The organism is Aquitalea sp. ASV15 (genome assembly GCF_016429115.1).
Lineage (GTDB): Bacteria > Pseudomonadota > Gammaproteobacteria > Burkholderiales > Chromobacteriaceae > Aquitalea > Aquitalea magnusonii.
Genome location: NZ_JAELTZ010000016.1, coordinates 33,497 through 47,349 on the forward strand (window position 1 = coordinate 33,497; position 13,853 = coordinate 47,349).

Below are 13,853 nucleotides of genomic sequence, written 5' to 3' on the forward strand. Positions count from 1 at the left end.
CGCCGCCGGCTATTCATGCATCACCACTTCCACCGCGGGCGCATCCGCAGCGGCCTTGCGCGGTCGCAGTAGCAACAACAAGGGCAGCATGGCCAGAAAGCTGTAGGTTATCAGCCAGTAGACATCGACAATCGACACCATCAGCGCCTGACGCTGCAACTCGGCCGCCAGCTGAGTGGCGGTTGCGCCATCCACCACCGTCTTGCCCATGCGCGCCAGATAATCGCTCAACCAGGGATTGTAGAGATTGAACTGTCCCACCATGGCATTCCAGGCCGACTGCTCGCCGCGCGAATAAGCGGTGCTGACAATGGCAATGCCCACCGAGGATCCCATGGTGCGCAACAGGCTGAACAGCCCGGCGGCCTCGGCCGACAGCCGTGCCGGCAGGGTGGACATGGCCATGGCCGACAGCGGCACGTAAATCATGCCCAGGCCAAAGCCCTGCAACAGCACCGGCCAGGCAAACCAGAAGGGACTGGTGTCCAGGTTGTAGTGGGTACACACCCAGGTGCCACAGGCGCCAATCACCAGCCCGCTGCCGATCAGGTAGCGCGAGTCCACCCGACCAATCAGCTTGCCGACGATCATCATGCTCACCAGGCTGGCCAGGCCGCGCGGCGCCATGATCAGGCCGGTATCCAGCGTGGGGTAGTGAAACAGCCCTTCCAGCATGATGGGCTGGATCACCATCGCCCCGTACATCGACAGGCCCAGCGCGGCGATGACGATGCTGGCGGCCACAAAGTTGCGGTCCTTGAACATGTGCAGGTCAAATAGCGGGTGAGCCGCGCTGGACAGCCCGCGCCAGATGAAACCCACCGCGCCGACCATGGCCAGCACGGCCGCCGTGACAATGCCCTTGCTGGCGAACCAGTCATCGCCATTGCCACGGTCCAGTACATACTGGATGCCGCCAATGGCCAGTGAAATCAGCAACAGGCCCAGCCAGTCGATATCACGCTCGCGCCGTGGCGTGTCCGGCACCTGGCGTGCCAGCAACAGCGACAGCAGCCCCACCGGCAGATTGATGAAAAAGGTCCAGCGCCAGTCGAACATATCGGTCAGCCAGCCGCCCAGCGTGGGCCCGGCAATCGGCCCCACCATCACCCCCATGCCCCAGATGGCCATGGCCTTGCCACGCTGTTCGCGCGGATAGTTGTCCACCATGATGGCCTGCGACAAGGGCACCAGCGCTGCGCCAAACACCCCCTGCAGCAGGCGAAAGGCCACCAGCTGCCCTAGGTTCAGCGCCACGCCGCACAGCATGGAGGCCAGCACAAAACCGCTGATCGACAATAGCAGATAGCGCCGCCGGCCCAGCCGGTCGGTCAGAAAGCCGGTCAGCGGCATGCAGATGGCGCTGGCTACCAGATAGCTGGTCAGCACCCAGCTGATCTGGTCCGATGTGGCACCCAGCTCGCCCTGCATCTGCGGCAGGGCGACGTTGACAATGGTGGTGTCCAGCACCTGCATCACCGTGGCCGCCATCACCGCCACGGTAACCAGCACACGCTGGCTCAAGCGCCTGGCTCCTGTGCCTGTTCGGCAGCGGCACGGATTTGTGCCAGCACCTTGATGCAGATTTGTAATTCCTGCGCATCCAGCCCGCCCAGCAGCTCGGCCTTGAGTGCATCCGCCACCTGCAGCAGCTCGCCGGACAGCTGCTGCGCCTTGGCCGTCAGGCAAATCCGCTTGGCACGCCGGTCCTGTTCATCCGGTTGGCGGACAATCCAGCCATCGGCCTGCAACACATCCAGCAGCCTCACCAGCGAGGCCGGTTCGATGCCGACACGGGCGGCAAGTTCGTTTTGCAGCAAGGGCTCGCCCGCACGGCCCAGCTTGAGCAAGACCTGCCAGGTGGCCTGGGAAAAGCCATACGGCCGCAGCCGCTGGTCCAGCAGCGCCCGCCAGGCTTTGGGAACCGCGCCCAGCAACTCGGCCACTTCCTGATGCGACTGACTCATGTCCTGCTCCATCAAATAATTAGCTTGCTAATTATAATGAAGCAAATAATACCCGGCAATCCACCTTGACCTGTCAGCAGACACCTGGACACTCCCGGCTCGGCCGGCGTAACGTGGCTGCATTCGTCATCTGCTATCCTGACAGTTGAAACAGTTCGCGGAGCCTTGCATGTCCCCTAATTTCCTGCGCCTGGCCCTTGGCCTGCTGCTCTGCCTGCCGCCACTGGCGCAGGCTGCCGGCCCGGATTGCAGCCGCAGCTATACCCTGGCCCTGCACGAACATGGCTTGTTGTATAACGCCAGCAGCCGCAGCGGCATCGACAAGGACGTGGCGGACGAGCTGATCCGCCGCAGCGGCTGCCATGTGGAAATCAGCCTGCTGCCACGCTCGCGCATCTGGAAATTGCTGGAAACCGGCAATCTGGACTTCAGCCTGTCCGGCATCACCAACGAGGAACGCGAGCGTTTTGCTGCTTTTGCCTGGTATTTCGCCGACAAATACAGCCTGATCGTGCGCAAGGATGCCGCCGTACAGAATCTGGCAGATTTTCAAACCCGCAGTGATCTCAAGCTGGGGGGAATTCTCAGCTTTCGCTACAGCGACACCATCAACCAGCTGGTAGACGCGCTGGATCACCAGGGGCGGCTGATCGGCAGCTACGACTACGACACCCTGTACCAGAACCTGCGCCAGGGGCGCACCCAGGCCATCATCATCGAGCCGTTTGATTATTCTGATCTGGACAAATACCAGGTCAGCAAGCTGGTGCACATCATGGAAACCAACGACCAGCCCACCCCGCACGGGCTGATCATGTCGCGCAAGACCATTGCGCCGGAACAGCAGGAACGCTGGCGCGAAATCATCAACAGCATGCGCCGCGATGGCAGCATGCTGAAGATATTCCGCAAGTATTTCAGCCGCGAAGAAGCGCAGCAGATGATGAATTTCTGATCGGCCGCAAAGCCCGGCTTAGCAGGCGGGGGCCAACAGATCCAGGCGGTCGGTACAGACACTGTCCACACCCCAGGCCATGATTTCCCGCGCCCGCGCCGGATCATTCACCGTGTAGCACAATAGCTGGTAACCCGCGGCCTTGATGGCGGCGGCCTGCGCGCGCGTCAGGCTGCGGTGATCGCAATGCAGGGCAATGCAGTCCATCTGCTGCAACATGACTTGCCAGTTGGCCGGCACCTCTTCCACCAGCCAGGCACGCGGCAGCTCCGGCACCGCCAGCTGTGCCGCGCGCAGGGCTTCGGCACTGAACGATGACAATAGCGGCGGCACCGCCGCACTCGCCCACAGGCGTGCCGCCTCCTGCGCCACCAGCCGGCCGGTTTCTTCCTCACGTCCCGGACAGGGTTTGATTTCCACATTCAGCAGCATGCCCTGTGCACGGCAATAAGCAGCCACATTGGCAAAAGTGGGCAGAGGCTCACCGGCAAAAGCCGCGCCTTTCCATGCTCCGGCATCCAGCTGCGCCAGGCTGGCCATCTCCAGCGTAGCAGCCAGACCCTGGCCATTACTGGTGCGGTCGACGGTATCGTCATGCAACAGGAAGCAGACATTGTCCGCCGACAGCTTGACATCGCATTCGGCAGCGCGGTAGCCATAAGCAATGCCGGCGCGAAAACCGGCCAGGGTATTTTCCGGGGCCATGGCCCCACCACCCCGGTGTGCCACCACGGCGGGATAAGGCCAGGGGCTTCGCAGCTGCTGCTGGGACATCGATTCTCTCCATCAATACGGTTGAATGGTCGCCGGCCCCCTGTGCGCAATGCATCAGGCAGGGCGCGCTGCCACCACATGGGTCCGGGCGGCAGATCCTGCCTGGCCAGCCTGTGCCATCTTGCATTAAAGCGGCAAAAGGCGCGCATTATCCGTCGCCGATGTGACGCATGCATGACAAAACCCGACCTGCACCATGGCAAGCCGGGTCCGGACAGACCATGCCGGCGCTTACTGGTAGCTCAGGCTGTCGGCCTTGCCCCAGAACACGCGGTAGGCAAACGAGGTATAAGCGATGATGCAGGGCAACACCAGCAAGGCGCCCCACAGGATGATCCACAGCGCCTCCGGATCACTGGCGGCCTGCCAGATATCCATGCGCCCGATCACCACCTGCGGAAACACACTGTAAGCCAGCCCCCAGAACGCCAGCAACACAATGCCTACCGTGGCGGCAAACGGCAGCCAGCAATAACGGTCATTGCCCAGTGCCTGACGTCGCGCCAGTCGTGGCAACAACAGGTGCAGCAAGGCAAACAGCGCCACGGTCAGCAGCGGCAGGGGCAGCAGCAGGAATAACTGCGGCAGGGCAAACCATTTGCCGGCAATCGCCGGATTCACCAGCGGTGTCACGCCCGACACCAGCAATACCGCCAGCGCAGCACCGGCCACACTATGGCGCGCCCAGCCGATGGCCCTGGCCTGCAGGGGGCCATCGGTTTTCATGATCAGCCAGCAGGCGCCGAGCAAGGCATAGGCCGCGCTCAGCCCGGCCCCCACCAGCAAGGCAAACAGCCACGGCAGCCACCCTTCGGCAAAACCGGTCAGATAACGCCCCAGCATCACCCCCTGTGCCAGCGAGGCCAGCAAGGAGCCAACAGCAAAGATGGCATTCCACCACGGCCGGTGCGGGTCACGCGCCTTGACGCGAAAATCGAAGGCCACCCCACGCAGGATCAGCCCCACCAGCATCAGCAACACCGGAATGTACAGTGCGCCAAACACCACGCCATGTGCCAGGGGGAAGGCCACCAGCAACAGCCCCGCCCCCAGCACCAGCCAGGTTTCATTGGCATCCCAGAACGGCCCGATACTGGCCACCATGCGGTCCTTGCCGGCATCGTCCGCCAGCGGCAGCAACAAGCCCACCCCCAGGTCAAAACCATCCAGCACCACATACACCAGCATGGCCAGGCCCATCAATCCGGCGAAGATCACCGGCAACCAGTAAGCGGCATTCATGCCTGCACCTCCTTCAGCGCCACGGCGGCATCAGCCTGTCCTGCCGCTTTTTTGGCCAGATGAAACAGCACCGAGATATAAGCCAGCAGCAAGCCGGCATATAGTGCCAGATAGGTTGCCAGCGAACCGGCCACCATGCTGCTGGTGGCTGCCCCGGCCGCCTGCGCCGTGGTCAGTACCCCGGTCACCAGCCAGGGCTGACGGCCGATCTCGGTGACATACCAGCCAGCCAGCGTGGCCACCCAGCCGGCAAACGTCATGGCCACCAGCCAGCACAGCAGCCGCCGATCCAGCCGGGCGGCTGGTCTGTCCCGGCGCAGCTGCCAGGCGCCAAACCAGGCGGTCAGCAACATCAACACCCCCATGCCCACCATCACGCGGAAACTCCAGAACACCTTGGCCACCGGCGGGTGCTGGGCAAATTCGTTCAGACCACGGATTTCACCGTCCGGATCATGCTTGATGATCAGGCTGGCCAGATGCGGAATACCCACGGCGTAATCATTGCTTTGGGTCTCGGCATTGGGCAGGGCAAACAGCAAGAGTGGTGCGCCCTTTTCGGTATGCCAGATGCCCTCGATGGCCGCCAGCTTGGCCGGCTGGTGCTCCATGGTATTCAGGCCATGCGCATCGCCCACCAGAATCTGCAAGGGAATCAGCAGCGCCGCCAGCCGCACTCCGGTTTTCAGCGCCACGCCATTGCCCGCGCTGCGATCCCCTTTCAGTTGACGGTAAGCCGACAACCCGGCCAGCAGAAATGCCACGGTCAGACCGGAAGCCAGCAGCATGTGGCTCAGCCGGTAAGGCATGGACGGATTGAAGATCACCTGCAGCCAGTCGCTCACATGGGCGCGGCCATCCTTCATCACAAAGCCGGCCGGGGTTTGCATCCAGGAATTGAGCGCGATGATCCAGAAGGCCGACAAGCTGTTGCCAAAGGCCACCAGCAGCGTGGCAAAGGTATGCACCCGCTCGGACACCCGTGGCCGGCCAAACAGCATGATGCCGAGAAAGCCCGCCTCCAGGAAAAACGCCGTGAGGATTTCATAAGCCAGCAGCGGGCCGGCAATATTGCCCACTGTCTGCATATAGCCCGGCCAGTTGGTGCCGAACTGAAAGCTCATGGTGACGCCGCTGACCACACCCAGCGCGAAGGACAGCGCGAAGATCTTCACCCAGAAGCCATAGGCATCCATCCACGCCTGCTTGCCGGTGCGCAGATAGCGCAGCTTGAAGAACAACAATACCCAGGCCAAGGCAATATTGATGCTGGGAAACAGAATGTGAAAACTGATATTGGCACCAAACTGGGCCCGCGCCAGCGTTAAGGCATCCACTTCCATGATGGCTTACTCCCTTTCCGTATCACGCCCGGTCAGCTTGCTCAGCGACTGGGTGAACTGCAGTACTTTTTGCACCTGCGAGCCCAGCTTCATCAGCCGCTGCAGGGTTTCCACATCCATGTGCTGGATGTCGGAAAACCAGGTGGTGACCAGCTCGATCAACTGGTACATCTCTTTCATGCGCGCCTGGGCATGGCGGTCGGCCTCGCTGCCGGCCGTCTCCATCATCGCCCCGCGCAACATGGTGAGCGTGGGTTCCACTTCGCGCTTCTTGCGCTCCTCGGCCAGGGTCTTGAAGATGGCCCACACATCCTCCGGGGTGGAAAAGTATTCGCGCCGGTCACCCGGATAGTGCTGCAGCTTCACCAGCCGCCACGACTCCAGTTCTTTCAGGCCCATGCTGACATTGGAACGGGAAAAACTCAGCCGCTCGGCGATCTCGTCGGCATTGAGCGGCTTCTCGGAAACAAACAACAGGGCATAGATCTGACCGACGGTGCGATTGATGCCCCAGCGGCTGCCCATCTCGCCGAAATGCGAGACAAAGGACTGAACTAAAGGGGTTGCATTCATGACTTCCTCAATTTTCAGTAATTTCTGAAACTTTGATAAAGATCATACTTTTATCAATTAGCGCCAGTCAATGCACAGTTTGCTTGACCAAAGGGCTTGCCAATCAGCACAGACCAAAGCAGCAACACCCCGCCATCCCGCCCAAGCCGGACGACTGCCGCCTGACACCCGGCCCCCGCTACGGTAAAATCGCCCTTTCATGTCAGCGCCCCGCCCAAGCGGGGCGTTGTCATCTGCACCCCATACCGACAAGAGCACCACGCCCATGAGCACGCCCCAGCACACGCCGATGATGCAGCAGTACTTTGCCCTGAAAAACCAGCATGCCGACAAGCTGCTGTTCTACCGCATGGGCGATTTTTACGAGCTGTTCTATGAGGATGCGGAAAAGGCGGCACGCCTGCTGGACATCACCCTCACCACCCGCGGTGCCAGCGGTGGCAATCCCATCAAGATGGCCGGGGTGCCTTACCACGCCGCCGAAGGCTATCTGGCGCGGCTGGTGAAAATGGGCGAATCGGTGGCCATTGCCGAGCAGATTGGCGACCCGGCACTGGCCAAAGGCCCGGTGGAGCGCAAGGTGGTACGCATCGTCACCCCCGGCACGCTGACCGACGCCGCCCTGCTGGACGACAAGCGCGACAACCTGGTGCTGGCGGTAAACATGCACAAGGGCACGCTGGGCCTGGCCTGGCTGTCCATGGCCAGCGGCGAATTCAAGATCATGCAAACCGGCGTGGAAGAATTCGCCAGCGAACTGGAGCGGCTGAAACCGGCCGAGCTGGTCTTGCCGGACGACAGCGGCCTGAACATCTTCGAACAGGTCAGCTGCCCGCGCAAAAAGCTGCCGCCGTGGCAGTTTGATACCGCATCCGCCCAACTGGCGCTGACTCGCCACTTCGGCACCCACGACCTGGCTGGCTTCGGGGCCGACACCCTGCCAGTCGCGGTAGGGGCTGCTGGCGCGCTGCTGGAATATGTCAAATCCACCCAGAGCGTGAACCCGGCGCATATTTCCCAGCTGGCAGTGGAAGATGCCGGCGAGCTGATCCGCATGGACGCCGCCACCCGCCGTAATCTGGAACTGACCGAAACCATACGCGGCGAACCCTCGCCCACGCTGGCCTCCTTGCTGGACAGCTGCGCCACCAGCATGGGCAGCCGTCTGCTGCGCCACTGGCTGCACCACCCCATCCGCCAGCATGCCAAGCTGCAACGCCGCCTGGAGTCGGTACGCGCCCTGCTGCCGGTGCATCAGGATGTCCACGCCCAGCTGCGCGAAGTGGCCGATATCGAGCGCATCACCGCGCGCATCGCCCTGCGCAGCGCCCGCCCGCGCGACCTGGCCGCGCTGCGTGACTCGCTCAAGGCCCTGGTCGGTGCCAAGCAGCTGGCCAGCCGCCTGGACGCCCCGCTGCTGGGAGAACTGGCACGGCTGCTGCCGGACAACTCACCGGTGGAAAGCCTGCTGACAGCCAGCATCCTGCCGGAACCGGCCACCTTTTTGCGCGATGGCGGGGTGATCAATCACGGGCTGAATGCCGACCTGGACGAGCTGCGCGCCATCCAGACCGACTGCGGCGACTTCCTGCTGGCGCTGGAAGCCCGTGAAAAAGAGCGCACCGGCATCACCACCCTCAAGGTGGAATTCAACCGCGTGCACGGCTTTTATATCGAAGTCTCGCGCGCCCAGGGCGACAAGGTGCCGGACGACTACCGCCGCCGCCAGACCCTGAAAAATGCCGAGCGCTACATCACGCCGGAACTGAAGGAATTCGAAGACAAGGCCCTGTCGGCACAGGACCGCTCGCTGGCACTGGAAAAACAGCTGTACGAACAATTGCTGGACCAGCTGGCACCGCATATTCCCGACCTCAAGCTGATCGCCCAGGCCGTGGCCGGGCTGGACGTGCTGGCCGCCTTTGCCGAACGCGCCAGCAGCAACAATTATGTCGAGCCGCAGTTCGTCAGCGACACCCGGCTGGAAATCATCGCGGGGCGTCACCCGGTGGTGGAAGCCGAGGTGGAACGCTTCATCGCCAACGACACCCGCCTCAGCGACGAGCGCAAGCTGTTGCTGATCACCGGCCCGAACATGGGCGGTAAATCCACCTATATGCGGCAGAATGCACTGATCACCCTGCTGGCGCACATCGGCAGCTTCGTGCCGGCCGAGCGCGCCGTCATCGGCCAGATCGACCGCATCTTCACCCGCATCGGCGCCTCGGATGACCTGGCCGGCGGCCGCTCCACCTTCATGGTGGAAATGACCGAAACGGCAAATATCTTAAACAACGCCAGCGCGCAATCGCTGGTGCTGATGGACGAAGTGGGCCGCGGCACCTCCACCTTCGACGGCCTGGCGCTGGCCTGGGCCATTGCCAAGGCGCTGATCGAAAAAAGCCGCGCCTACACCCTGTTCGCCACCCACTATTTCGAGCTGACCACCCTGGCCGAGCAATACCCGGCCGTGGCCAATGTGCATCTGTCTGCCGTCGAGCACAAGGACCGCATCGTGTTCATGCACCATGTGGACGAAGGCCCGGCCAGCCAGAGTTACGGCCTGGCGGTGGCCCAGCTGGCCGGGGTGCCGCCCAAGGTCATCCGCGAGGCCAGACGCTATCTCGTCGAGCTGGAAAACCAGTCGGCCGCCCGCGTCCAGCCCGATCTGTTCAGCGCACCGCCGGCCATGGCCAACAGCGTGGAAAGCGAGCCCAATCCGGCGCTGGACATGCTGCAAGACATCAACCCGGACGAGCTCACCCCGCGTCAGGCACTCGACTTTCTCTATCAAGTGAAAAAACTGCTGAATTGATACAGCAAAATGACAAGCATCATCTATGATGAAAAAATCATGACACGCAGAGAACAGGAGTAAGCACTATGTCGTCGCAGAGCACTGCCAGCAACCCGGGGTTTGTTCGCCTGTTTGGACACACTGGAGATGATGGCAGCATCACCCTTCAAGCCATCCGCGAGCGCGCCAACAAGCAACTGGCCAAGTTTGCCAGCCTCGCGGAAGAACAACTGGTGGAACGTCAGATCAGCATGCCGCCTGCCATCAGTCTGGTCAGTTGTCCGGCGTGCAGCCTTACCCTGGAAAACAACCATCCCCAATCCGATGAAATCCTCAGCTGGCTCACTGACAATGCCAAGCTGTCCAGCCAGTTCAAAGAAGTGGAAGTGTTGTTCGAGCTGGTGCGTGCCGCCGAAGCCGCAGGTGAAATCTTCCCCGAGACATCCTGCTTTCATATCGGTCTGACCAGTGCCGGTCCCATTGCTTATTTCGAGGACCATGCGTGCAGTCCCTACCCACAATAGTTTGTGCATTCAGTTAGCGGACCGGGGGAGACATCCGTCCCCCCCGGCTGCTGAACAGCTGATGTGCCACGGCTCTGCCACCACCCCGGCCACACCACGCCTCTCCAGACAAGCCTTGCATTGCGCAAGCTGCCCGCCTTGATCCCCCCCGCCCTTGCCCGACAAAGTCACCTCGCGGTTTACCCAGCCAACAAGACAGGGTGCTGCCGGCACACGGCAGAGAAAAGCGCTTCCCCTGCATTCTTGGCAGCACCATGCCAGCCCACCAAGCGCACGGAATTTACGACTCATCAAAGAGAAAATTCTGTAGCAATCATCAGACTCCCCATCCGGCCTGCCCTTCTACCATCAAGGTATCCCATCCCTCTGGAGCAAGAACATGCCGCTGACCGAATCCCCCCGCCAGGCTACATCCGCCATCAGCAAAGGGCAGGCGCTGCCGCCCGCCACCCTGAGTGACAATTTGCGGCTGCAAGCCAAAACCCTGCTGGGCAGCCTGGGACGGCAAGCCCGTCTCGAACTGGTGAGCCGCGGCATACACATCCCTCCCGCCATTTGCCTGGGCAGTGATCAGCACGGGCAAGTGCAGTTGCTCAGCCCACACCCACAGGCCCGGCAAATCCGTCTGTGGCTGAGAAACAGCCATTACCTGCGCGAGCTGTTCCTGGAACTGAGCAGCCTGTTCGAGCTGCTGCAGGCTTGCAGCACCGAACATGCCTTCCCCGCCAGCCGCCGTTTCTGCCTGGGCCTGACTTCAGCCGGTCCACTGGCTTATTTCGAAGAGTATCCCCAGCTCAAGGCAGCCCATGCCGGCTGAAACTCGACACAGGCATGCAAAAGGGAAGCCGCGGCTTCCCTTTTTCAGTTGCGCCCGGCACACCGCCGCGCCTGTGCATGCACAAAGCGCATTTCTTCCGGATACGGATAGAAATCCTCCATATAGCCAGCGCGGATGCGCTGCTGACGCTGCTGCCAGAATTCCGGCGTCAACAGGTCGCGGTGATGCTGCAAAAAGGTCTTGCGCACCAGCGGGTCGCCCAGCAGGAAGGTGCCGAACTCCTCGGGGAAGACATCGTTGCGCGCCACCGGATACCAGACCTCGCCGGACAGTTCCATTTCCGGATTAGGCGCTTCAGGTATCTGGCGAAAATGGCAATCGGTCAGATATTCGATTTCATCGTAATCGTAGAAGATCACCCGGCCATAACGGGTGACCCCGAAGTTCTTGAACAGCATGTCGCCGGGAAAGATATTGGCGGCAGCCAGCTCCTTGATGGCCAGGCCGTAATCACGGATCACCCGCTCTTTTTCCTGCTCATCGCAGTTCATCAGATACAGGTTCAGCGGCTTCATGCGCCGCTCGATATACAGGTGGCGGATGACAATGCTGTCCTCCCCCTCCTCCATCATCGAAGGTGCCAGGCTGCGCAGCTCCTCGAGCAGCTCCTGGGTAAAACGGCTGCGCGGAAAGGCGACATTGGAAAACTCCAGCGTGTCCGACATCCGTCCCACCCGGTCGTGCCGCTTCACCAGCCGGTACTTCTGCTTCACCGTGTCGCGGTCTATTTCCTTGGGGCCGCCAAACACATCCTTGATCAGCTTGAACACATAGGGATACGACGGCAGGGTGAACACCAGCATCACCAGGCCGCGGATGCCCGGTGCAATGATGAACTGGTCATTGGAATGCTGCAGATGCTGCATGAAATCACGGTAAAAGGTGTTCTTGCCCTGCTTCTGCAAACCCAGCATGGTGTAAAGCTCGGCCTTGGTCTTGCCCGGCAGCATGCTGCGCAGAAACTGCACATAGCCGGAGGGCACTTCCATATCCACCAGAAAGTAGGCGCGGCTGAAGGAAAACAGCACGCCGATACGCCATGGCTCCAACAGCACGGTATCCAGATACAGGCCGCCACTCGCAGCGTGCAATACCGGCACGGCAAAGGGATAGCTCAACCCGCCATTGACCACCTTGCCGAAAATATAAGCAGTCTTGTTGCGGTAAAACGGGGAGGACAGCACCTGTATCTGCAGATTGGCCTCGGCATGCGGCCAGGCGCCGGCAAAGAAATCATTGGCGTATTGCAAGACCAGCGCCAGATCGCGGCGCAGACGGACAAAGGGGCGGCTCCAGCCCATGTCGGCGATGATCTGCCGCATCACCCGGCGCAAGCTGCTGCTGGCCGGGTAGTAACTGCGATAGGACGGCGGATCGGACTCGATATATTCGGTGGAAATGGCCGGCCGGATGAAGATGAAGTCGTTGTTGAAATAATCCCGGTGCAGCATGCGGGTGAACACCGAGTTGAAGAAGGTTTCCGCCAGCTCCGGCTGCTTGTGATTGGTCAGCAGGCCAATGAAATACAGCTTGGCCTGCTGCCATATTTCGTCGTCCAGCAGATCGGCATGAAACTCCCCATGCAGCCGGGCTACCGTTTCCACCACCCGTTCATCGTAAAACTGGATGCGATCACGAATGGCCTGCTGCACCCCCTGCCAGTCGCCGCGCTCGAACAAGCCCTTGGCCTGGCGATTGCAGTTGCGAAACAGCCGGTAGTGCTTGTCAAAACCATCGATCAGGGCCTGAGCGATATCACGCGCCACCGGATTGTAATACTCGGGAATCTGCATGCTCTGGCCTCGGTATGGCCACCGCGCCCATCACACCCGGCGACAGGCACTCATGGCTTGTTTCTGCGGGCAAAGCGGAATGACGGCTGCGGCCCCGCCTTGCTGCCTGACACGCTGCCCTTGCGGGCAGGGGCAGTGCTCTGCCCCGGACGTTCAGCATGCGACAGCGCCGGCAAATCTTCAAGATTCACCTCGATGCTGCGCAGCTCACCCGGCTGCAGTCCATCCAGTTGCCAGGGGCCGATGGCCGCCCGCACCAGGCGCAGCGTGGGCAAGCCCACCTTGGCCGTCATGCGCCGCACCTGGCGGTTCTTGCCTTCACTGATGATGATTTCCAGCCAGCAGTCCGGTACGGTCTTGCGAAAACGTACCGGCGGCTTGCGCTCCCACAGCGCCGGCTGCTCGATCTGCCGCACCTGCGCCGGCCGGGTGACAAAATCACCCAGGTCGACCCCCGCACGCAGGGCCTCCAGCTGTGCCTCGCTCACCCGTCCCTCCACCTGTACCCAGTAGGTCTTGGGCAGCTTCCAGCGCGGGTCGCTGATGCGGTGCTGCAAGGCACCTTCGCCGGTGAGCAACAGCAAACCTTCGCTGTCGGTATCCAGCCGGCCTGCCGGATAGACGCCGGGAAGCGCGATATGGTCTTTCAGCGTGGGATGCAGCTCGTGCCGGGAAAACTGGCAGATGACACCATAAGGCTTGTTGAACAGGATGAGCTGGGACATTTTCTGGCAAACCGTAAACGAGTAATGCGCCGGATGATAGCAAGGAGTGACTGGCGCGGTCATGCCGGACCTTCCCGGCAGGCAACTGCAACAAACTCTTCGCATCCCTGTCAGTTACAGTGGCTATGCTGTGGAGTGCAGCTCACAGCACCGGTGCGGAAAATTCACATTCGAACAGTTGTTTCTCTTGTCGAAATGGCAAAGTTCGGATACTTACAAACAGTGCGCAGATTTGAGGGGTATAATTCATTTCCGAAAGTCACCCGCCAGTCTACGGGCCCATTTGCCACGCACAGCCTGCCTAGCGCAGTCCGGTAAAACG

General features: G+C 61.4%; 12 protein-coding genes. 4 read left to right on the forward strand and 8 right to left on the reverse strand.

All coding sequences use genetic code 11. The annotated features are described in order from the left end of the window. Window positions 1-9: 9 nt before the first annotated feature. The gene (locus JHD64_RS09230; RefSeq protein WP_199053057.1) at window positions 10-1,524 is read right to left on the reverse strand and encodes a DHA2 family efflux MFS transporter permease subunit; all 1,515 of its coding nucleotides are present in this window, start codon (window positions 1,522-1,524) and stop codon (window positions 10-12) included. Further along, a complete protein-coding gene (locus tag JHD64_RS09235; RefSeq protein ID WP_199053058.1) occupies window positions 1,521-1,967 on the reverse strand; it encodes a MarR family winged helix-turn-helix transcriptional regulator in 447 nt (148 codons plus the stop codon). The genes JHD64_RS09230 and JHD64_RS09235 overlap by 4 nt, the downstream gene beginning before the upstream one ends. A gap of 169 nt (window positions 1,968-2,136) precedes the next feature. Here JHD64_RS09235 and JHD64_RS09240 point away from each other — a divergent pair, with 169 nt between their 5' ends. After that, on the forward strand, window positions 2,137-2,922 hold the full coding sequence (locus JHD64_RS09240) for an ABC transporter substrate-binding protein (RefSeq protein ID WP_199053059.1): 786 nt from the start codon (window positions 2,137-2,139) through the stop codon (window positions 2,920-2,922). 18 nt (window positions 2,923-2,940) lie between these two features. Here JHD64_RS09240 and ugpQ read toward each other — a convergent pair whose 3' ends face one another. The 4 genes from ugpQ to JHD64_RS09260 form a co-directional block, all read right to left on the reverse strand. Continuing rightward, entirely contained in the window at window positions 2,941-3,696 is a 756-nt protein-coding gene (gene ugpQ, locus JHD64_RS09245; RefSeq protein WP_199053060.1) for a glycerophosphodiester phosphodiesterase, read from the reverse strand. A gap of 231 nt (window positions 3,697-3,927) precedes the next feature. After that, entirely contained in the window at window positions 3,928-4,938 is a 1,011-nt protein-coding gene (locus JHD64_RS09250; protein WP_199053061.1) for a cytochrome d ubiquinol oxidase subunit II, read from the reverse strand. Next, a complete protein-coding gene (locus JHD64_RS09255; protein WP_199053062.1) occupies window positions 4,935-6,281 on the reverse strand; it encodes a cytochrome ubiquinol oxidase subunit I in 1,347 nt (448 codons plus the stop codon). Before JHD64_RS09255 ends, JHD64_RS09250 begins: the two co-directional genes overlap by 4 nt. A 6-nt stretch (window positions 6,282-6,287) precedes the next feature. Beyond that, the gene (locus JHD64_RS09260) at window positions 6,288-6,854 is read right to left on the reverse strand and encodes a GbsR/MarR family transcriptional regulator (protein ID WP_199053063.1); all 567 of its coding nucleotides are present in this window, start codon (window positions 6,852-6,854) and stop codon (window positions 6,288-6,290) included. Window positions 6,855-7,119: 265 nt separating this feature from the next. On the opposite strand from JHD64_RS09260, the gene mutS reads away from it, so the two are divergent. The 3 genes from mutS (at window position 7,120) to JHD64_RS09275 (ending at window position 10,992) form a co-directional block, all read left to right on the forward strand. Then, window positions 7,120-9,669 (forward strand): DNA mismatch repair protein MutS, encoded by a 2,550-nt coding sequence (gene mutS, locus JHD64_RS09265; RefSeq protein WP_199053064.1) that lies wholly within the window; start codon window positions 7,120-7,122, stop codon window positions 9,667-9,669. Between the two features lie 68 nt (window positions 9,670-9,737). Beyond that, entirely contained in the window at window positions 9,738-10,175 is a 438-nt protein-coding gene (locus JHD64_RS09270) for a hypothetical protein (protein WP_110313113.1), read from the forward strand. A 379-nt stretch (window positions 10,176-10,554) separates the two neighbouring features. After that, the gene (locus JHD64_RS09275) at window positions 10,555-10,992 is read left to right on the forward strand and encodes a hypothetical protein (protein WP_199053065.1); all 438 of its coding nucleotides are present in this window, start codon (window positions 10,555-10,557) and stop codon (window positions 10,990-10,992) included. Window positions 10,993-11,036: 44 nt separating this feature from the next. Here the strand turns inward: JHD64_RS09275 and aceK are convergent, their stop codons facing one another. Together aceK and JHD64_RS09285 are read right to left on the reverse strand one after the other, a co-directional pair. Then, window positions 11,037-12,806, reverse strand: coding sequence for a bifunctional isocitrate dehydrogenase kinase/phosphatase (gene aceK, locus JHD64_RS09280; protein ID WP_059284666.1), 1,770 nt, complete (start codon window positions 12,804-12,806; stop codon window positions 11,037-11,039). A gap of 50 nt (window positions 12,807-12,856) precedes the next feature. Then, complete coding sequence (locus tag JHD64_RS09285) at window positions 12,857-13,531, reverse strand: pseudouridine synthase (RefSeq protein ID WP_199053066.1); 675 nt, start codon at window positions 13,529-13,531, stop codon at window positions 12,857-12,859. Between the last annotated feature and the right edge of the window lie 322 nt (window positions 13,532-13,853).

Coding starts and splice junctions, on each gene's coding strand:
- JHD64_RS09255 (WP_199053062.1), bottom strand. CDS start 6,281: ATGGAAGTGGATGCCTTAACGCTGGCGCGGGCCCAGTTTGGTGCCAAT.
- JHD64_RS09240 (WP_199053059.1), top strand. CDS start 2,137: ATGTCCCCTAATTTCCTGCGCCTGGCCCTTGGCCTGCTGCTCTGCCTG.
- JHD64_RS09235 (WP_199053058.1), bottom strand. CDS start 1,967: ATGAGTCAGTCGCATCAGGAAGTGGCCGAGTTGCTGGGCGCGGTTCCC.
- JHD64_RS09275 (WP_199053065.1), top strand. CDS start 10,555: ATGCCGCTGACCGAATCCCCCCGCCAGGCTACATCCGCCATCAGCAAA.
- JHD64_RS09270 (WP_110313113.1), top strand. CDS start 9,738: ATGTCGTCGCAGAGCACTGCCAGCAACCCGGGGTTTGTTCGCCTGTTT.
- mutS (WP_199053064.1), top strand. CDS start 7,120: ATGAGCACGCCCCAGCACACGCCGATGATGCAGCAGTACTTTGCCCTG.
- JHD64_RS09250 (WP_199053061.1), bottom strand. CDS start 4,938: ATGAATGCCGCTTACTGGTTGCCGGTGATCTTCGCCGGATTGATGGGC.
- JHD64_RS09285 (WP_199053066.1), bottom strand. CDS start 13,531: ATGTCCCAGCTCATCCTGTTCAACAAGCCTTATGGTGTCATCTGCCAG.
- ugpQ (WP_199053060.1), bottom strand. CDS start 3,696: ATGTCCCAGCAGCAGCTGCGAAGCCCCTGGCCTTATCCCGCCGTGGTG.
- aceK (WP_059284666.1), bottom strand. CDS start 12,806: ATGCAGATTCCCGAGTATTACAATCCGGTGGCGCGTGATATCGCTCAG.
- JHD64_RS09260 (WP_199053063.1), bottom strand. CDS start 6,854: ATGAATGCAACCCCTTTAGTTCAGTCCTTTGTCTCGCATTTCGGCGAG.